General features: G+C 64.1%; 18 protein-coding genes. 15 read left to right on the top strand and 3 right to left on the bottom strand.

Going from position 1 to position 19534, the window contains the following annotated elements; genetic code table 11:
- The first annotated feature begins 299 nt into the window (after positions 1–299).
- The 9 genes from FM101_RS05755 (at position 300) to FM101_RS05715 (ending at position 8732) form a co-directional block, all read left to right on the top strand.
- Positions 300–1553, top strand: coding sequence for an extracellular solute-binding protein (locus FM101_RS05755; RefSeq protein ID WP_086996753.1), 1254 nt, complete (start codon positions 300–302; stop codon positions 1551–1553).
- A gap of 126 nt (positions 1554–1679) precedes the next feature.
- Positions 1680–2639 carry a carbohydrate ABC transporter permease gene (locus FM101_RS05750; protein WP_086996752.1) on the top strand — a complete coding sequence of 320 codons (960 nt, stop codon included), beginning with the start codon at positions 1680–1682 and terminating at the stop codon, positions 2637–2639.
- 3 nt (positions 2640–2642) lie between these two features.
- The gene (locus tag FM101_RS05745; protein WP_241895472.1) at positions 2643–3500 is read left to right on the top strand and encodes a carbohydrate ABC transporter permease; all 858 of its coding nucleotides are present in this window, start codon (positions 2643–2645) and stop codon (positions 3498–3500) included.
- Positions 3501–3507: 7 nt separating this feature from the next.
- Complete coding sequence (locus FM101_RS05740; protein ID WP_086996746.1) at positions 3508–4299, top strand: DeoR/GlpR family DNA-binding transcription regulator; 792 nt, start codon at positions 3508–3510, stop codon at positions 4297–4299.
- Between the two features lie 46 nt (positions 4300–4345).
- Positions 4346–5125, top strand: coding sequence for a CPBP family intramembrane glutamic endopeptidase (locus tag FM101_RS05735; protein ID WP_086996743.1), 780 nt, complete (start codon positions 4346–4348; stop codon positions 5123–5125).
- On the top strand, positions 5122–6366 hold the full coding sequence (locus FM101_RS05730; protein ID WP_245806633.1) for an MFS transporter: 1245 nt from the start codon (positions 5122–5124) through the stop codon (positions 6364–6366). The genes FM101_RS05735 and FM101_RS05730 overlap by 4 nt, the downstream gene beginning before the upstream one ends.
- A complete protein-coding gene (locus tag FM101_RS05725; protein ID WP_086996740.1) occupies positions 6359–7741 on the top strand; it encodes an MATE family efflux transporter in 1383 nt (460 codons plus the stop codon). Before FM101_RS05730 ends, FM101_RS05725 begins: the two co-directional genes overlap by 8 nt.
- Positions 7742–7822: 81 nt before the next feature.
- Positions 7823–8389 (top strand): DUF308 domain-containing protein, encoded by a 567-nt coding sequence (locus FM101_RS05720; RefSeq protein ID WP_086996737.1) that lies wholly within the window; start codon positions 7823–7825, stop codon positions 8387–8389.
- 37 nt (positions 8390–8426) lie between these two features.
- On the top strand, positions 8427–8732 hold the full coding sequence (locus FM101_RS05715) for a hypothetical protein (RefSeq protein WP_086996734.1): 306 nt from the start codon (positions 8427–8429) through the stop codon (positions 8730–8732).
- Positions 8733–8742: 10 nt separating this feature from the next.
- Here the strand turns inward: FM101_RS05715 and FM101_RS05710 are convergent, their stop codons facing one another.
- Positions 8743–9075: a hypothetical protein gene (locus FM101_RS05710; RefSeq protein ID WP_086996731.1), complete on the bottom strand. Its 333-nt coding sequence runs from the start codon at positions 9073–9075 to the stop codon at positions 8743–8745.
- Between the two features lie 52 nt (positions 9076–9127).
- Positions 9128–9676: a CGNR zinc finger domain-containing protein gene (locus tag FM101_RS05705; RefSeq protein ID WP_086996728.1), complete on the bottom strand. Its 549-nt coding sequence runs from the start codon at positions 9674–9676 to the stop codon at positions 9128–9130.
- Between the two features lie 128 nt (positions 9677–9804).
- Here FM101_RS05705 and FM101_RS05700 point away from each other — a divergent pair, with 128 nt between their 5' ends.
- The 4 genes from FM101_RS05700 to FM101_RS05685 all read left to right on the top strand — a co-directional run bounded on the left by FM101_RS05700 (position 9805) and on the right by FM101_RS05685 (position 15608).
- Positions 9805–10749: an EamA family transporter gene (locus tag FM101_RS05700; RefSeq protein WP_086996725.1), complete on the top strand. Its 945-nt coding sequence runs from the start codon at positions 9805–9807 to the stop codon at positions 10747–10749.
- Positions 10750–10937: 188 nt separating this feature from the next.
- Entirely contained in the window at positions 10938–12158 is a 1221-nt protein-coding gene (locus FM101_RS05695) for a glycine cleavage T C-terminal barrel domain-containing protein (protein WP_086996722.1), read from the top strand.
- 34 nt (positions 12159–12192) lie between these two features.
- Positions 12193–14790 carry a GcvT family protein gene (locus FM101_RS05690; RefSeq protein ID WP_245806631.1) on the top strand — a complete coding sequence of 866 codons (2598 nt, stop codon included), beginning with the start codon at positions 12193–12195 and terminating at the stop codon, positions 14788–14790.
- Positions 14791–14846: 56 nt separating this feature from the next.
- A complete protein-coding gene (locus FM101_RS05685) occupies positions 14847–15608 on the top strand; it encodes an IclR family transcriptional regulator (RefSeq protein WP_143269227.1) in 762 nt (253 codons plus the stop codon).
- 5 nt (positions 15609–15613) lie between these two features.
- Here FM101_RS05685 and ilvA read toward each other — a convergent pair whose 3' ends face one another.
- On the bottom strand, positions 15614–16867 hold the full coding sequence (ilvA, locus tag FM101_RS05680) for a threonine ammonia-lyase (protein WP_086996717.1): 1254 nt from the start codon (positions 16865–16867) through the stop codon (positions 15614–15616).
- Between the two features lie 332 nt (positions 16868–17199).
- On the opposite strand from ilvA, the gene FM101_RS05675 reads away from it, so the two are divergent.
- Complete coding sequence (locus FM101_RS05675) at positions 17200–18621, top strand: MmgE/PrpD family protein (RefSeq protein ID WP_086996714.1); 1422 nt, start codon at positions 17200–17202, stop codon at positions 18619–18621.
- Positions 18618–19454 (top strand): phosphosulfolactate synthase, encoded by an 837-nt coding sequence (locus FM101_RS05670; RefSeq protein WP_086996711.1) that lies wholly within the window; start codon positions 18618–18620, stop codon positions 19452–19454. The genes FM101_RS05675 and FM101_RS05670 overlap by 4 nt, the downstream gene beginning before the upstream one ends.
- Positions 19455–19534 lie beyond the last annotated feature (80 nt).

The raw sequence follows: 19534 nt of genomic DNA, 5'->3' as shown, positions 1-19534 counted from the left end.
GTTTCTTAGACAGCTCCACTCCACATCAGGGGGCCTTCTTCATCCCATTAATTCAGATCGTGTCGTGGCACGAGTTCAACGAACCTCCCTGGGCAGTACAACTAGCCGTATGTGGGCGTTTCCTCACCCCCCGACAAGGGGGTTGAAAGCAGTTGACAAGGAGACTTGACGACGAGACCTCGGTCACATTACTGTCATAATCATGTTCTTTATTGATCGACTTATGGTCAATTAGAGCATTTTCAGTTAGGAATTAGCTTCGGGTCACTCGCCGACGCATACCTTTGAGATGGGGAATCATGCAGAAACGTTCACTACGCGCAACACTGCTGGCCGGCGTGGCCGCCGGTTCGCTGGTCCTGACCGGCTGCGGCTTCGGCGGCGGCGATGATGGCAGCGATGCGTCCGGCGACACCACGACCTTGAGCATGTTGGTGCCCAGCTACTCCGATGGCACCAAGGCACTCTGGCAAGACGTGATCGAAGGCTTCGAGAAGGAGAACCCCGACGTCAAGGTGGATCTGGAGATCCAGTCCTGGGAGAACATCGAAAGTGTTCTGAAGACCAAGCTGCAGGGCGATAAGGCCCCGGATATCTACGGTGGCGGCGCCTTCGCCGGCTTCGCCGAGGAGGAACTGCTGGCCCCGGCCGAGGATATCGCCTCCGCCGAGACGCTGGAGAACTTCCAGACGTCCTTTGCCGATAACGAGAAATTCGATGGCACCCAGTACGGTCTGCCGCTGATCGCCTCGGCCCGCGCCCTGGCCTATAACGAAGACCTCATGAAGGAGGCCGGCGTCAAGGAGGTGCCCAAGACCTGGGATGAACTGCTGACCGCCTCCAAGGCCATTAGCAAGGACACCAAGGCCGACGGCTACGGTATGCCCCTGGGGTCCGAGGAAGCCCAGGGCGAATCGCTGATCTGGTTCGCCGGCAACGGCGGAAACTTCGGCGATGAGAAGTCCATCGAGGTCGACACCCCGAAGAACGTCGAAGCCGCCGAGTTCATGCAGAAGATGATCAAGGACGGCGCAACGCAGAAGAACCCGGGTTCCACCCAGCGCACCCCGATGTTGAACACCTTCATCCAGGGCAAGCTCGGTTTCGCCTACGTGTTGCCGCAGACCGTCGGCCAGATTGAGAAGGAAAACCCCGATCTGAAGTATGGGATCGCCCCCGTGGCCACCAACACCGGCGAGCCGGCAACGCTGGGCGTTGCCGACCGGATGCTCTCCTTCAAGAACGATGGCAGCAAGACCGAATCGGTCAAGAAGTTCATGGACTACTTCTTCACCGACGAGGTCTACAGCAACTGGGTGCAGACCGAAGGCTTCCTGCCCACCACCACCTCGGTGTCCGAGGAGATGTCTTCCGACGAAACGCTGAAGCCGTTCCTGGAACTGCTGCCCAACGCCGTCTTCTACCCGACGACGAACCCTGCCTGGAACGCCACCGATGGTGCCTTCAAATCGCTGATGGGTCAGATCGGCACCGGTAAGTCCGCCTCAGACGTACTGGCCGAGATTCAGAAGAAGGCCGACGCGGCCAAGTAGCCCGCGCTCGACCCCGTCGTGCGCGGCGGGTAGCCCCACCGACTCCGCGGCCCGCTGGCATCAGCCGGCGGGCCGCGGAGCCTCGTCGGGGCCCGGAATAGACGAAGATCAGGTCAGGAGACCAGTATGAGCACCACCGCACCGGCCCGGACCGGGGTGGCCGAGCCCCCCGAGACTCCGAAACGCCGCGGCTCCAAGCGGCGCACTGCGGCTGAGGGGTCCTCCTTCACCTCCGCCCTTCCCTGGATTTCCCCGGCACTGATCCTGATCCTGGTGATCGTGGTGTTCCCCGCCGGATACATGATCTATAACTCCACCCGCAAAATCAGCCAGATCGGCACCGATCTGGGTTCGGTGGGGATGGCGAACTTCGCCCAGGTCTTCAGCGACCCGAACATCCCCAAGATCATGCTGAACTCGGTGCTCTGGGTGGTGGTCGTGGTGTTCTTCACCGTGCTGATCTCCCTGGGTCTCGCCCAGTTCCTTTCCAAGCCCTTCCCTGGCCGCACGCTCGTTCGCATGGCGGTGATCGTCCCCTGGGCGGCCAGCGTCGTGATGACGACCACGCTGTTCTACTACTCGATGGACCCGAACTACGGGATCTTCAATAAGTTCCTCACCGATATCGGCTTGCTGGACTCCCCCTACGGGTTCACCCAAAACGCCAGCTCGGCGCTGATGGTGGCCATGGCGGTGGCCGTTTTCGTGTCCATCCCTTTCACGACCTATACGATCCTGGCCGGTATCCAGGCCATCCCCGGAGACACGCTGGAGGCAGCAAAGGTCGACGGCGCCGGACGCTGGCGGACCTACCTCTTCGTCATCCTTCCGCAGCTGCGCGGCGCCCTGGCGGTTTCGGTGCTGATCAACATCATCAACGTTTTCAACAACCTGCCGATCCTCAAGGTCATGACCGGTTCGATCCCCGGCTACGGCGCCGACACCCTGATGACCTACATTTTCAAGGTCCTGCAGTTCGACCGCCAGATCGACATCGCCAGCGCGCTATCGGTGGTCAACTTCGGCATCGTCGTCGTCATCGTCGCGATTTACGTGTGGGCGGTCAAGCCCATGAAGGAGGTCTAGACCGTGGCACTACTAGCTACCGAAGACCACGCGAGTCGACGGGTAGTCATCGGCCGGATGACGGTCGGACTCGTCGTGGCCGCCGTGTTCCTGATCCCCTATGCCGTGATGTTCATCGGGTCCTTGAAGACCCGGTCGGAGATTCTCTCGGTCCCGCCGGACTACCTGCCGCGCGACGGTGCCCAGTGGTCGAACTACCTGACCATGTGGGACACCCCCGAGACCCCGGTGGCCTACAACCTGATCTCCACGGTCGTGATCGCCGTCGCGGCGACCCTGCTGGTGCTCCTGGTGGCCATGCCCGCCGCCTACTACAGCGCCCGGTTCAAATACCGCGGAAAAATGGCCTTCATGTTCCTGGTCATCGTGACCCAGATGCTCCAACCGGCGATCCTCACGGTCGGACTCTTCAAGGAAATGCTGGTCTTCAACCTCTACGACACCTGGTTGGCGATGATCCTGATCAACGCGGCCTTCAACCTGGCCTTCGCCGTGTGGATCATGCACACCTTCTTCGCGGGGGTCCCCAAGGAGGTCGACGAAGCGGCCCAACTCGACGGTGCCGGCAAACTCAGGGTGTTGTTCACGATCAACCTCCCGCTGGTCTGGCCGGGGATCGTCACCGCGTTGATCTTCACCTTCGTCGCCTGCTGGAACGAATTCGCCGCCTCCCTGGTCATCCTCTCCACCGCGGAGAACCAGCCGTTGTCGGTGGCCTTGACCCGCTTCGTCGGCCAGTACTCCACCGCCTGGCAGTACGTCTTCGGTGTCTCGATCGTCGCCATCGTGCCGGTGATCATCCTGTTCATGCTCATCGAGAAGCGTCTCATCGGCGGTTTGGCCGCCGGGGCAACGAAGTAGTGCCGGCATGACGCGCAATGAGCGGCTCAGTTCGATCCTGGCCCTGCTGGCCGAGGATGGCCAAGTGGAAGTCGACGAAATCGTTGACAAGTTGGGCGTTTCCCCGGCCACGGCCCGCAGGGACCTGGACTCGTTGGACTCCCAACGGCTGCTGACCCGCACCCACGGCGGGGCCACGACCAACGCGCTGGCCTATGACCTGCCCGGGAAATACAACAGGGATCCGGCAGCCACGCGAAAACGGTGGATTGGTGCCTACGCGGCAGCCCTGGTCGAACCCGATATGAGCATCGGGCTCTCCGGGGGGACGACCAGTTCGGCGATCGCCACGGCACTGGGTCTGCGGGCGGACCTGCAACAGGAACCGGCCCGCCCGACCCTGACGGTGGTGACGAATGCCGTGAATATCGCCTCGGCCCTGGCGGTACGCAACCACGTGAAGGTCATGGTCACCGGAGGGGTACTCAACCCGCGGTCCTACGAACTCGTGGGGCCCTTCGCCGAGCAGACCTTGGGCCGGGTCACCCTGGACATCGCCTTCATCGGCGTTGGCGGCCTGCATCCGCAGGCAGGGGCCACCGTGGCCGATGAGGGGGAGGCCGCCGTGAACGAACTCATGGGGGCCAGGGCCCTGCGCAGCTACCTGGTGGTCGACTCCTCCAAACTCGGGGTGCGCTCCTTCGCCTCGGTCTCCGGTGATGATCTGCGCCACGTCATCACCGACCCGGGGATCACCACGGAACAGCAAAACCGGTTGGAAGAGAGCGGATACAGCATCCTCATCGCCCCCGAAACCTGATCCGACCGAAGGGGTCGTGAACCCCAACAGTCGCTAGGGTGGAAACATGCATCCCACCACGCAACCGGCAGCGCCGGGACCTTCCCCCCGTGCGCCGCGGTCCCGCAGGAACCCGCGGTTCCTTCCGGGTGGCTTCCGGGTGGGGGATGCGGTGATGGTCTTGGCCTACGGAGTGCTCTTCGTCGCCGGGGCCGCCTCGTTGCTGACACTCTTTCCCGGCTTCACCGACGTCTTCAGCACCGCGGAGACGGCCTCCGCGGCAGTGAACTTCATCGTCTACGCCGTCCTGTTCTGCGGCGCCATGATCATGGCCTTCCCGACGTTGAAGCATTCCTTCGGGACCTTCAAATTCAGCCCCTGGGCCAAGGTCTTCATGATCCCCGGCGCCTGGGTGGCGAACCTGGTGGTCACCACCATCGTCATCATGTCGCTGGGCGGAGGCGTGAAAAGCGAGAACCAGCTCGCCATCGAGGGGATGACCACCACCGTCCCGTTCACCACCATGCTGGTGATGGCCGTGGTGATGGGGCCGTTCGTGGAGGAGTACATCTTTCGGCACCTGCTGATCGGCAAGCTCAGCCGCAAACTCAACGTGTGGGTCTGCGTCGTCATATCGATCATCTTGTTTGCCGGCATGCACTTCCTGGGTTCCGGCTCGTTCGAGTTGATCGCCGCGGTGCCCTATCTCAGCCTGGGCGCCGTCATCAGCGTCGCCTACGTCCTGAGCGGCCGCTCTTTGGCCTATTCCTACCTGATCCACTTGCTCAATAACCTCATCGCCCTGACGGTGGCGTACTACCTGCTTCCGCTGGTGCCCCAAATATGAACGAAACCCTCCAGTTCCCGGGGCACCAGCGTGGTTCGGCCGGCTATCGGCGCATGATCCTGGCGCTCTTCGCAGCGGGGATCGCCACCTTCTCCCAGCTGTATTCCGTGCAAGGCGTCCTGCCGGCCCTGGCCCGATCCGAAGGCATCTCCGAAGCCCGGGCGGCACTCGGCGTCTCGGCCGCCACGCTGGGCCTGGCGGTATCGGTCATTGGCTGGTCGGCCGTCGCGGACCGGGTCGGACGACTCAAGGCCATGCAAGCCGCCGTCGTGGCCGCTGTCATCCTGGGGCTGCTCGTCCCGGCGTCTCCCGGATTCGAGGCCCTGCTGGGATTGCGCTTCCTGGAAGGGGTGGCCCTGGGCGGGATCCCCGCCGTCGCACTGGCCTACCTCAGCGAGGAAATCCACCCCCTGCACTCGGCCATCGCCGCGGGGACCTACATTTCCGGCACCACCCTGGGTGGGCTCTCGGGCCGGCTGCTGGCCGGACCACTGAGCGAACTGGTCAGCTGGAGAGTCGGGACTCTGGCCGTCTCGCTGCTGGCCGCAGTGGCCGCGGCGGTCTTCATCACCCTGGCACCGAAACCACAAGGGTTCATCCCCGTTCCTCGTCGAGAACCGGGCACCGCCGGGTTGGGCCGGAAACTGTGGATGAATCTGGCCAACATCAGGCTGCTGGCCCTCTACGCGCAGGGTCTGCTGCTCATGGGCGGGTTCGTGGCCGTCTACAACTTCCTGGGTTTCCGGCTCGAGGCCCCACCGTTCCTGATCCCCGCTTCGCTGACCTCACTGGTGTTCCTGGCCTACCTCTCGGGGACCTGGTCCTCCCGGCAGGCAGGGCGCCTCGTCGGGAAATTTGGCAGGCTGCCTTCCCTGCTGGGCTCCATCGCCGTGATGGCCCTCGGGTTGCTGGTCACCCTGGTCCCACAGATCGGCGTCGTGCTGGTCGGGCTGGTGATCTTCACGGCGGGCTTCTTCTCGGCTCATGCCATTGCCAGCGGCTGGGTCCCGCTGATTGGGCGCACGGGCCGAGCCCAATCAGCCAGCCTGTATAACCTTGCCTACTACACCGGTTCCTCGCTGTTCGGCTGGGCCGTCGGACTGGCCTTCGCCCCCTATGGGTGGGCCGGCGCCGTCCTGTTCGTTCTCCTGCTCCAGGGGATCGCCGCCGTCGTGGCAGCGATCTTCCTCCGGGCCTCCGGGGCACGCCTGCCCGCAACCGGGGTGCCGACACATGACTGAAGAACAGCGAAGGACCCCAGGTACAGGCGCGAGTCCCGGAGGAACGGTGCGCATCCCGGCCCGACTCGGACGTACCATCCTGGCCCTGGCAGTTCCGGCGCTGGGCGCCCTGATCGCCGAACCCCTCTTCCTGATGGCCGATACCGCCATCGTGGGACACCTGGGGATCAACGAACTCGCGGGAGCAGGACTGGGCACCACCGTGCTGCAAACCGCCGTCGGACTCATGGTTTTTCTGGCCTACTCCACCACCCCTGCCGTCGCCCGGTGGCTCGGCGCCAGGCGTCTGGACCTCGCCCTGGCCGCTGGCCGTGACGGGGTCTGGCTGGCAGTGGTCCTGGGGCTCGTCCTGGCCGTCGCCGGCTGGTTCGCAGGCCCAGTTCTGCTGCGCGCGCTGGGGGCCGAAGGCCAGGTGTTGGGCTTCGCGCTGGACTATCTGCGCTGGTCGATGCCCGGTTTGCCGGCCATGCTCCTGGTCTTGGCCGCCACCGGGGTGCTGCGTGGGCTGCAGGACACGAAAACTCCGCTGATCGTTGCCGGTGCCGGCTTCGGGGTGAACATCGTGCTGAACTTCACCCTCGTGTATGGGGCTGGACTCTCGGTGGCCGGTTCGGCCATCGGCACCTCCATCGCCCAATGGGGGATGGCCGTGGTGTATCTGGCGATGCTGATCCCGCGGTTGCGTGCCGAAGGTGTTCCGTTGCGCCCCCATATCGGCGGGGTCCTCGGCACCGGGAAGGTCGGCAGCTGGCTGATGCTGCGCACCTTGAGCCTGCGCGCAGGGATTCTGGCCACGGTGTGGGTCGCCACCTCCGACGGAGCACTGACCCTGGCCGCACACCAACTGGTGTTCACCATCTTCGCGTTCATGGCCTTCGCCCTGGACGCCTTGGCTATTGCCGCGCAGGCGCTGATCGGCAAGGAACTCGGGGCGGGGGATCGGGCCACCGCTTCGGCACTGACCCGGCTGATGACCCGGTGGGGGATGCTCTTCGGGGTGGGCACCGGCCTCGTCCTGGCTCTGGTGGCTCCCGTCCTTGGCGCCGTTTTCACCTCGGATCCCGGGGTCCAACGGGCGGCGGCCATCGGCTTATGGGTGCTCGCTGCCTCGCAGCCGCTGGCCGGGCTGGTCTTCGTGCTCGACGGTGTTCTGATCGGTGCCGGTGACGCCAGGTACCTTGCCCTGGCAGGGGTCATAGCCCTCGTGCTGTATGTGCCGCTGCTGGCCGGGGCCGCCTGGCTGCCACTGGTGCCGGATCTGCCGATCCTGTGGCTGTGGTGTGCCTTCGGCGTCGGATATATGGCCTTGCGGGCGGGGACCCTGCTGTGGCGGATCCGCAATGACCGTTGGATGACCGTCGGGGCGCCGTCCTGATCCTGCCCCGCAGGGGTGCCGGGCGCGGCACTCAGGCGGTGGGTGGAACTGGGCATCGCCGATTCCTATTAGGATCGTAGGGTGCCTGTCATCACCACACCCCCTGAAGAAGCCTCCGCCGTCTGGAAGCCGGTCATGTTCCGGGCCGTCGTGGCGACGGCCTTCGGAGCCCTATCGGTTTTCTGGCAGCAACCCAGCGAAGCCGTGGTCGCCTATATTTTCGCCGGCTTCCTGGTGCTGACCGCGAAATCCGTTTGGGATTTCGCCGTGGCCCGTATCGTGCCGTTCCCGGTTCGTGGTCTCCTCGGGGGCGCCGCGATCGCCTGGTCGCTCAGCGCGGTTTTCATGCTCGTTTTCGCCAGCACCGCTGCCGCCTCGATCGCCGGAGGCATCGGCCTGGCCGTTGCCGGCCTTCTGGAACTCACCGTCTATTTCCGCCACCGTGGGGATCTGGTCCCGGTGCGGGACTTCCTGATCACCGGCGCAGTTTCCTTGGTCACCGGTGTGCTCCTGTTGGCCTGGCCAGGTCTGGACCAGCATGGGGTCTTCGGCGTCGCCGGTGGCGGCTCCATCATCGTTGCGGTCTTCTTGCTCATCGCCGCCTTTGGGTACCGGCACGATGCACGCGAGCGGGCCACTGAGCGTTAGACTGGAGTCGTTCCACATTCTTTCAGGAGGCATCCCCGTGGGTTCCAACCCGTCCCAGCCGAAGCCCACATGGCAACAGAGCATCAAGTCGCCGTTAATCTTCTCGCTGATCGCAGGGATCATCGCCGCCGTGGTCGCGTCGATTTCCGCCACTGGCGGTGGAGACAACCCGTTGCGCGTGGATATCGGACTCATTGCCTTTGGGGTGGCGTTCGTCGCCAGCCTGGTGGTCATCTCGGTGCTGGCCATGGCCAGCAAAGAGAACCCGCGTGAACTCAGTGAAGGTTCGGGAGTGAACCGGGCCTCTGATCAGCCGACCCAGAAGCAGCCCGGCCAGAAGTAGCCCTCGGGGCTCAGTCGGCGGTCTCCACGCCGTCCTTGCCGTTCCATTCCTCCAGGAACTGTTCGCGCGTCATCTCCGCCAGGTCCTTGCGCAGCAACGCTGCCAAGCCCTCTGCCTCGTCGATATTGTTCCCGGTCACCCGCAGGATCTCGGCATCGTTGTCGAGGCGACGCACCACCGCAGTGGCGCCCATCACGTCCGATCCGTCCCCGCCCAGAACCGCGTCCGCCAGTCCGACGAACCAGCGTCCGGCCGCCTTCAGCGTGCCGTCCGTGGCATGCTCGAGATCTACTTCGTAGTTCTCCGAGGCGTGGTGCTCCTGGGGTTGTTCAGAGGTGTTCACGATCTCTTCCTTTCCGACGCCGATGCCTGCGACCGTGCAGCTTGTGACCAGTCTAGGGCCGCAGGGCCGCCCGGCGCTGGCGGTAGGCGCGCACATGCTCGCGATTGGCACAGTTACCCGTCTGGCAGTAAAGCTTGGACCGGTTGCGCGAGAGGTCCAACACTGCTGCCTCGCAGTCCGATCCCGCGCAGATTCGCAGGCGCTGCTTCTCCCCCGAACGCAGCACATCCACGATGGCCATGGCAGCTTCGACGGCCATCCGTTCGGCGAGGGGTGCCGCCGGGCTGGTGGCGTGCAGGTGGTAGTTCCAATGGTCGTGCTTGACCAGCTGCGGCAAAGCACGGGCATTGCGCAGGATGTTGTTCACGATGACCACCGCCTCGTCCTCGCCGGCGATCCAGAGCGCGCGCAGAGTCTCGCGCAGGTGCCTGACGCTACGTAGTTCGGCCTCGTTATGGGTCCGGGCGCCGGTGTATTCCTCGCGAGCTACGAATTCATCCAGGTCGGCCCCGGTGAGGAGCCCGTCGACTTCGGGCAAAGCGGTATTGAGTAGGTGCACGACCGTCTGCAAAGACGTCTCAGTGTCAGGGGCAAATTTCATGTGACTCCTTCTACCACCCGCCATTCCTGCGGCGTATAGTGAGTCACTAGTATAGCGAGTTTCACTCATGACGCGTTTGGTGGGGAACGCAGAATTTCCAACCGCCCGATATCATCCCGAGGAGCAGCATGACCGAGCAGGTTGACAGCCGGCCACGGACCTTGGCCCACCCGGGGATTCCGGGGCTGTGGATCGCCTTATTCTCTTCGGCGGTCTTTGGGATTTCCGGTTCCTTTGCCAGCTCCCTGCTGGAGGCGGGGTGGAGCAGCGGTGCTGCCGTGGCGGCGAGGATGTTCGGTGCCTTCTTGGTCCTGTTGGTTCCGGCTGTCCTGGCCCTGCGTGGGCGCTGGAGTTCTGTGCTGAGCAACTGGAAACCCATCCTGCTGTTCGGGGTTTTCGGTGTCGGCGTGTGCCAATTTGCCTTCTTCCAGGCAGTTGGCCGCTTGAACGTGGGGGTGGCTCTGCTTCTGGAGTTCATGGCTCCGGTGCTCATCGTCCTGGCCCTGTGGGCCAACAGCCGGCGTATGCCCAAGCCGCTGACCATCACCGGCACGCTGCTTTCCCTCGGCGGGCTGATGTTGGTCCTGGACTTGGCCGGGCCGCAGAAGATCGACGTCATCGGAGTGTTGTGGGGGCTCGGCGCAGCGGTCGGCTTGGCAGTGTACTTCTTCGTCACGGCCAAGGCCAACGAGTCGCTGCCCCCGCTGGTGCTAGCCACCGGCGGACTGCTGGTGGGGGCCCTGCTGATGCTGGTGTTCGGGGTGACCGGCCTTTTGCCGTTCACTGCGACCTTCGGCGCGGTGGGTTTTGCGGGATTCGAAACCTCTTGGTGGGTCGCCTTGGCCGGGCTGGTCCTGCTGTCCACGGTGTTGGCCTATGTCTCGGGGATCATGGCTGCCCGGGCGTTGGGTTCGAAGGTTGCCTCGTTCATCTCGCTGACGGAGGTCCTCTTTGCCGTGTTGTGGGCCTGGCTGCTGCTGGGTCAGCTGCCCGCGCCGATTCAGCTTCTGGGAGGGGTCGCTATCGTCGCCGGCGTGCTGTTGGTGCGCGCCGACGAGCTCAAATCGCCCTGACTTAGTCTTTTCCGTCGATCCCGGTTCCTGTGCTCCACGGGGCGAGGAGTCCGCGTTTCGAGGCAGTGAGCAACCCTTGACCCTGGCCTGATCTCGGGTCACACTTGTTGCACATAGCGCAGTGTCGCGCATCATGCGCAACAATCGGCAATGGGGCCGGCGCCGGGGGGCCAGATCAAGGAGTGATCATGTCCGAGAGCATCGACACCGGCACCATCGACACCATCCACACGGGTTCCCTCGTCAATCCGCATCCTGCGGTGACCCTGTATACCCGACTACGCAAGTCGCCCTATTTCTGGAAGTCCCGCGAACACGGGGTGGCTGCCTACAGCGTCTACAACCACACCTACCACCCCCGCCACTACGGCGATCCCGTCTCCGAATACTGGTCACTGCTCAATGACGTCACCCTCTGGGACGTCGGGGTCGAACGCCAGCTGGAAATCAGTGGCCCCGACGCGTTTGCCTTCACCAACTACCTGATCCCGCGCGATCTGCACCAATGCGCCGTCGGGCAGTGCAAATATGTCTTCATCACCGCAGCCGACGGCGGCATCATCAACGATCCGATCCTGCTGCGGGTCGAGGAGGATCGGTTCTGGCTCTCGCTGGCCGATAGCGACGTCCACCTCTGGGCGATGGGGCTGGCCCATGCCGGCGGCTGGGACGTCTCGGTGAAGGAAGTCGACGTGGCCCCGATCCAGATCCAGGGCCCGAAAGCCAAGGGCCTGATGGTGGACCTCTTCGGTGAGGACATTCTTGACTTGGGCTACTACTACCTGACCCGCAGGACCCTGGGGGACCTCTCCGTCGTCGTCTCCCGCACCGGGTACACCGGGGAAACGGGATACGAAATCTACCTGGAGAACGCCAGTCGCGACGGCGGCAAACTCTGGGACCTAGTCTGGGACACCGGGCAGGCCCATGACCTGCGCGTCATCGGCCCCTGCCATATTCGCCGTATCGAGGCAGGCATGCTCGCCTACGGATGCGATATCACCCTGGACACCAACCCGCTGGAGGTCGGCTACGACTACAACTGGATGATCAACCTGGACCAGGAAGCGGATTTCGTGGGCAAGGAGGCCTTGCGTGGAATTCGCGCTGCTGGCGCCACGCGTCTGATGGTGGGCCTACAGATCGACGGGCCTCCGCTGGGCAGCTACAACGACGGTTCCATGATCGAGCCCTTCCCGGTATCCGAGGCAGGCGGCGACGAGCTCGGCCAGGTCACCAGTGCCTGCTTCTCGCCGCGGCTGGAACAGAACATCGGCTTGGCGATGGTCCCGATCGGCCTCAGCGCCGAGGGGACCACCATGGTGGTGCATACTCCCGAAGGCGCCCGGCGGGGGACCGTGGTGCGCAAACCCTTCATCGACCCGACCAAGGAGACGCCGAAGGCCTAAACGCACCCCGAAACAGGAGCTGACAGGAGCATCAGTGAACCAGCCAACGCAACCGAAACCACCGCCGGGTGACGGGACGGTCCGCCCCGCGGCACCGTCCGGCGGGGGCCTGCCAGGCACTGCCGACGTCGTCATCATCGGCGCTGGCATCGTGGGCAGTTCACTGGTCAAGCACCTCGCCGAGGCCGGGTGGCGGAACATGGTCCTGTTGGACCAGGGCCCGCTACCCGATCCGGGCGGATCCACCGGGCATGCCTCGAATTTCATCTTCCCCGTGGACCACCAACGCCATGTCACCGCACTGACCGTGGAGTCGATGAACCAGTTCAGGGACCTGGGCACGCTGACCACTTGCGGGGGCATCGAAGTCGCCCGCAACGACGCAGGCCACAACGAACTGCGCCGCCGGCTGGCTTCGGCCAAATCCTGGGGTGTCGACGCCGAACTCATTGACCCCCGTCGTATCGGCGAACTCGCCCCGCTCATCGACACCTCGCTGCTCACCGGAGGATTCCACACCCCCTCCGCAGCCGTCGTCGACCCCCTCGCCGCCGGGGAGCTGATGCGCCAAACAGCGTTCGACGCCGATGCGCTGCACGTTTTTCCTGACACCGAAGTCACCGGGTTGCTCACCGAGCCCGCGGCGAGAGGTGGACCGGCACGTATCGCCGGGGTGCGCACTGGCGTGGGGGACATCGCCACCGACACCGTCGTCATCGCTTGTGGGGTCTGGTCCCCAAAGATCGGCGCGATGGCCGGTGCCGCCCTCCCGCTCACCCCCGCAGTGCACCAGATGATCAACCTCGGTCCCATCCCCGGGTTCGAAGCCAGCGGAGTGGAGATCGACACCCCGATCATCCGCGATATGACCGCCAAGATGTATGAACGCCAACGCTGGGACGAACTGCAGATCGGCTCCTACGCCCACCGGGCCATCCTGCATGAGGCTGAATCGCTGGCCCGCGTCGGCACCGCCGCATGGTCCCCGACCCAGCTTCCGTTGAGCGAGGCGGACTTCTCCGAACCGCTCGAACACGCCCGGCAGTTGTTCCCGATGCTGCGCGAACCCGGGCTGGAGCGCACCCTGGCGATCGATGGGCTGCTCTCGCTGACCCCCGACGGAGGGGCCCTGCTGGGGCCCACTCCCGAGGTCGAGGGGTTGTGGTCAGCCGCGGCGGTGTGGATCCGCGAGGCACCAGCGGTGGGGAAGTACCTGGCCCAATGGATGAGCGACGGCTCGGCCGAGGTCGACCTGCACGCCGATGACATCGCCCGGTTCCACCCCTCCCAACGCACCCGCTCCTATGTGCGGGCCCGCGCCGAGGAAGGGTTCCCGAAGACCTACGGGATCGTGCACCCGCGCGAACAGTTCCTCAGCGCCCGCGGCCTGCGGCGCTCGCCGATCCACGGGCGGCATATCGATAACGGTGCCGAGTTCTTCGAAGCTGCCGGATGGGAACGCCCGCAATGGTTCGCCTCCAATGCCGATCTGCTGGCCGAATTCGGCGACGCGGTACCGCAGCGGACCCACGAGTGGGATGCCCGCTGGCATTCGCCGATCAGTGTCGCCGAACACCTCTGCCTGCGGGAGCGTGGGGTGATGATCGATCTCTCGGCTTTCGCCCAGTTCGACGTCGCCGGGCCCGGTGCCATGGACTTCCTGCAGTCGCTGGCCATGGCCCAGGTCGATCGACCCGTCGGGCGGGTCATCTATACCCCGTTGTTGGATCCCCGCGGTGGATTCCGATCCGACCTCACCCTGGTCCGCCTGGGGATCGGCCACTATCGCGTCATCACCGGTGCCACCGATGCGGGACGTGATATCGCCTGGCTGCGCAGCCACCTTCCCACCGATGGTTCCGTTCATCTCGCGGATCTGACGGCGGCTACGGCGACCATCGGGTTGTGGGGGCCCAGGGCCCGCGATGTCCTGGCCTCGGTCAGCGCCAACGACGTTTCCGATGCCGCCTTTGGCTTTGGCAGCGCGGCCCACATCACTGTGCGCGATATCCCGGTACTGGCTGTGCGGATCTCCTATGTCGGGGAACTCGGCTGGGAACTGCATACCGACGTCGACCAGGGGATGCGACTCTGGGATGTGATCGCCGACGCCGGCCGGCCCTTCGGCGTCCGCCCGGCAGGAATCGGCGTCTACGGGGGCTCAGCGCGACTGGAGAAGGGCTACCGGCTGATGGGCGCCGAGCTTTCTGCCGACTACAATCCGGTGGAGGCAGGACTGGCGTTGCCACGGGTCAAGGACGCCGGGTTCGTCGGCAAACCGGCCTACCTGCGGGCGCGTGAGGCCGAACCCGTCACCGTGTTGTGCACGCTGGGCATGGACGCCCCGGTAGCCGGTGAAGGGCCCGCAAGGTACCCCAGCGGCAGCGAACCAATCCTCACGCTCGAGGGGGAAGCCATCACCGACGCCGGAGGCCGGCGATCCTTCGTCACCAGTGCCGGTGACGGACCCTCGGTGGGCCGCTACCTGCTCATGGCCTACCTCCCGCCGGAACAGGCACGGGAAGGCAACCACTTGCTGGTCGAGTATTTGGCAGAGCATCATCGGGTGACCGTCCTCAGCGCCGGCCGCACCCCGGTGTTCGACCCCGAAAATCAGAGGATGCGGACGTGAGCGATGAAGTTCCCAACCAGTCTTCAGCCGAAGACCGTACTGGTAGCGTGAGCGCCATGACGTTACCGAGCGAACGCATGACCAGAGGAAGCATCCAGTCCGTCGATCGTGCCGCCATCGTCCTGGAATTCCTCGCCAGTGAAGGGGCGAGCACCGTCAGTGCCGTCGGCCAGGAACTCGATGTGCATAAGTCGACGGCCTTCCGGATCCTGAACACCTTGGCCGACCACGGTCTGGTCGAACAGCGCTCGGACAGTACGGAGTATCAACTGGGCCACGGCCTCGTCCGACTGGCTCAAACCGTCCCGACGACCGCCAGTTTCAGTCCCCAGGTGCACCAGGCGTGCGTCTGGTTGGCCGGAGAGTGCCTCGAAACAGTCACCCTGAACGTCACCGAGAGTGGGGAGTCGGTGACCATTGACCAGATCCTGCCCGCCTCCTCGGTGGTCGGACGCAGCTGGCTGGGTCGCCGAACCCCCCTGCACTGCACATCGCCCGGCAAGGTGTCGCTGGGCTTCCAGCCGGCCTCAATTCGTGAGCAGTTACTACGCAGGACGTTGAAACGCTTTACCGCCTCCACGATCACCGACCGCAAAATGCTGGACGCCGAAATCGCGACGACGGCGCAGCGCGGCTACGCCCTGTCGCTGGAGGAATTCGAAGCGGGACTAACCTCGGTAGCGGCGCCGGTCTTCGGCGCCGACGGGGTGATGATCGCCCAGATCGGTGTCGCCGGCCCGTCCTACCGCCTGGGAGGCGAGGCGTTGGAGTTGACGATCGCCCTGGTCCAGGAAGCCGGCCGCCGGGCCTCCGTGTAGGGGTCTCAGGCGTTTTCAAAAGCGGGGTAGGAAACCTCGTAGCCAAGCCGCTTGAGCTCCGCAATGATCTCCGTCTTGTGTTCCTGGCCCTTGGTCTCGACCTTGACGCCGATCTGCACTTCACTAGCCGCCAACCCGCTGGTCGTTCGGTCATGTTCGACGTTGACCACATTGCATTCGGTGCGTGCCAGTACGGTGAGCAGCTCGACCAGAGACCCCGGCCGGTCGGGTACGCGGACGATCATCTGCATGAAGCGCCCGGCAGCCACGAGACCATGCTGCAGGACCCGGTTCAGCACCAAGGTGTCGACGTTTCCGCCGGAGAGCACGACGACGATGGGACCCTCCAAATCCTTGGCACCTTCGAGTACGGCAGCAACACCCGCGGCGCCGGACGGTTCGACCACCATTTTGGCCCGCTCGCTCAACAACAGCATCGCCTCACCGATCTGCTCCTCAGTCACCGTCCGGATCTCGGCAACATGATCACGCACGATCCCCAGGGTGAGTTCACTGGGCGACGGCACCGCGATCCCGTCGGCAATGGTCGACATCTTGGCCAGTCGGACTGGCGCACCCTCGAGAAGTGACGCCGGGAAGGCGGCAGCCCCTTCGGCCTGCACCCCGATGACCCGGGCCCGGGACCCGGAGAGATGCACGGCAGTGGCGACCCCGGCCAGCAGGCCTCCGCCGCCGGTGGGGACGATGATGGTCCCGACGTTGGGGACCTGTTCCAGGACCTCGAGGCCCAGGGTGGCCTGACCGGTCACGATATTGACGTGGTCGAACGGTGGGATGAAAACACGTCCGCTGGTCTCGCCTTCCGCTTGGGCGAATTCGATGGATTCCGCGAGGTCGGCACCGGCCAGACGTACCTCGGCACCATAGGCCCGGGTAGCCGTCACCTTGGGAAGGGCTGCCCCCATGGGCATGTAAACGAGGCAGTCGATCCCCAATTCGCGGGCGGCCAGTGCCACCCCCTGGGCATGGTTGCCTGCGCTGGCGGCAATCACCCCGCGTCGACGTTCGGCTTCGCTGAGCGCCGAGAGCCGCGTGAACGCCCCGCGCAGTTTGAAGGAACCGGTCCGCTGCAAGTTCTCGCATTTGAGGAAGACCTGCACCCCGGCCAAGTCGCTGAGCGAGGAGCTGGTTTCGATTGGCGTGCAGGCAGTGACGTCGCTGAGTAGTTGCCCGGCCCGCTCGATATCGGAAAGAGTAATCGGCGAAACGCCGTCGTTGACCGGATCCGATGCGCACATGATGAAACTCCTCCAGCTCAATGAACGGTACTCCCGAGTGGAAAGAGGCCGACTCATTCGCGTGGATCTAGGTGCTGAACGCTCGAATTCTCGACACCCGCACCATGTCCACCGTGAATCCGCCCACCTCGTTCGGGAGTAATTTCCTTCACCATAAATCAAATATTTGGGGTGCGCGAGGCCTCCCGCCCCTGCTCCGTCGGTGGGCGCCTAGGGGGTGGCCGTTCAACATCACACACCCCTTCTCTTGATAGCACACAAAACCATGATTAAACTAAGTAAGGTAAACCTAATAACTATTAAGGGTTTCGTTTCAACAGTGAGGAGTCCTCATGACTGAGGTCCAGGAACTAGCAGCCTTCGTCCACCAGGCAGATTCGGCCACCATGTCCGCCGCAGCACGGGAGCAACTGAAAATCCATGTCCTGGATACGCTCGGGGTCGCGATCGGAGCCCTCGATGCCAAGCCCATCTCCTCGATCCGGGAACTGCTGAAGGATCTGGGAGGCACCGAGCAGGCCACCATGATCGGCGGAGGGAAGTCCACTGCCGAACGGGTGGCCTTCTTCAACTCGGCGCTTTCACGGTATTTGGATTTCATGGACTCCTATCTGGCACCCAAGGAGACCAACCACCCCTCAGACAACCTGGGAGCGGCTCTGGCTGCTGCGGAAATGGCAGGGGCCAGCGGCAAGACCTTCCTGGATGCCCTGGCAGTCGCCTATCAAGTCCACACCCGCCTCTCCGACGTCGCCCCGGTCCGGGACAAGGGGTTCGACCACACCACGCAAGGCGCGTACGCGGCCGCCGCATCAGCGGCCAAGGCGATGGGCCTCTCCGTCGAGCAGACGGCCAACGCCATCGCGATGGCGGGCACCGCCAACAATGCTCTGCGCGTGACCCGGACCGGGGACCTGAGCCATTGGAAGGGTCTGGCCTACCCGCACGTATCCAAAGAAGGTACGTGGTCGGCCATGCTGGCTTCGCGCGGGATCACCGGCCCGGCACAGGTTTTCGAGGGCAATAAGGGTTTCAAGGAATCCATAGCCGGTGATTTCTTCATCGACTGGTCGAGCGAGGATCTGGAGAGCGTGCTGCGCACCATCATCAAGAAGCACAACGCCGAGATACATTCCCAGTCGGCCTTGGAGGCAGCTCTGGACGTCCGCAGCCAGGAGGGCTTCGACGCCAGCTCGGTGCAAACGGCTCGGCTCCGTACCTTCGATGTCGCTTGGAACATCATCGGGGGCGGCGAGGAAGGCGATAAGCGCAACATCTCCGCCAAGGAGGAAGCCGACCACTCCCTGCCCTGGATGCTCGCCGCGGCCCTTTTGGACGGTGAGGTGACCCCCCAGCAGTACACCCCCGAGCGCATCGTTGCCCGGGATGTCCAGGATCTGATGGGCAAGGTGGAGATCAGCGAGGATCCGGAATTTTCCCGGCGTTTCCCGCAGCACATGCCAGCGGATCTGGAAATCACCCTGGCCGATGGCACACGGTTCCACTCGGCCCGGGATTCCTATCAGGGGTTCCATGACGACCCATTGGATTGGGAGGGGGCACGGCGGAAATTTGATGCCCTCACTTCACCCTTCGCCAGCCATGAGCTGCGCGAGAAGATCGCCGAGACGGTGCACGCCATCGATGAGCATCAGGTCTCGGACTTGACCGTCCTGTTGGCCCAGGTCGGCACCCGGCGGTCCAGTACACCCTCGAGCCCGAATCGGCGCGAGTTTTCTCAGGAGACAGTATGACCCACCAGATTGCTCAAGACGTTTCATTCAACTTCGTTCCCCGGGCGTACCGCCCGTCGAAACCGCGCACCACTGGACTGACCGAGATTCGTGCGCCCTACTACTCCACCTTCGGCACCCGTCACCTCCAGGACGTCTTCGACGTCGCGGGTCCCTGGGTGGACGGCATCAAATGGGCAGGAGGTTCGTTTGCCCTGGTTCCGCCCGAGCAGGTCAAAAAATTCAGCGATATCGCCCACGACAACGGATCCTACGTCTCCTCGGGAGGGTGGATCGAGACCGTGCTGCGCTACGGGAATGACGCGGTGGACCAGTATTTGAAGGAGGCCAAGGACGTGGGGTTCGACACCATCGAAATCTCCACCGGTTTCATCATGCTCAACACCACCGGGCTGCTGCGTCTGGTCGAGAAAGTCACCCAGGCGGGGCTGAAAGCCAAACCGGAGTTGGGCATCCAGGTCGGTTCCGGAGGGGACTCCGGGGAAGCCGAACTGGCTGCTGAGTCGATGAAGGACATCGGCGACCTGACGGATCGTGCGAAACGATGCCTGGACGCCGGGGCCGACATCATCATGATCGAATCCGAGGGCATCACCGAGAACGTCGATGAATGGAACACCGGCGCCGCAGCATCCATCATCAACTCGGTCGGTTTGGAAAACGTGATGTTTGAGGCCGCCGACGGACCGGTTTTCGAGTGGTACATCAAGAACTACGGGAACGAAGTGAACCTGTTCGTGGACCACTCACAGATCCTTCAACTGGAGGGTCTGCGCCAGAACATTTGGGGCAATAAGTCCACGTGGGGGCGCGTGATCAACCCGGCCCCCTAGGCGCCATCGGGTAAGCAACACCGCCGTGCGCATGGCCTAGCCCATGCACCGGCGGTGCTTTTTTGGCCCGGACGATCTCC

The organism is Arthrobacter rhombi (assembly GCF_900163545.1).
Classification (GTDB): Bacteria; Actinomycetota; Actinomycetes; order Actinomycetales; family Micrococcaceae; genus Arthrobacter_H; species Arthrobacter_H rhombi_A.
The sequence above is the reverse complement of the archived record's forward strand: the minus strand, read 5'-3'. Positions and strand labels throughout refer to the sequence as shown.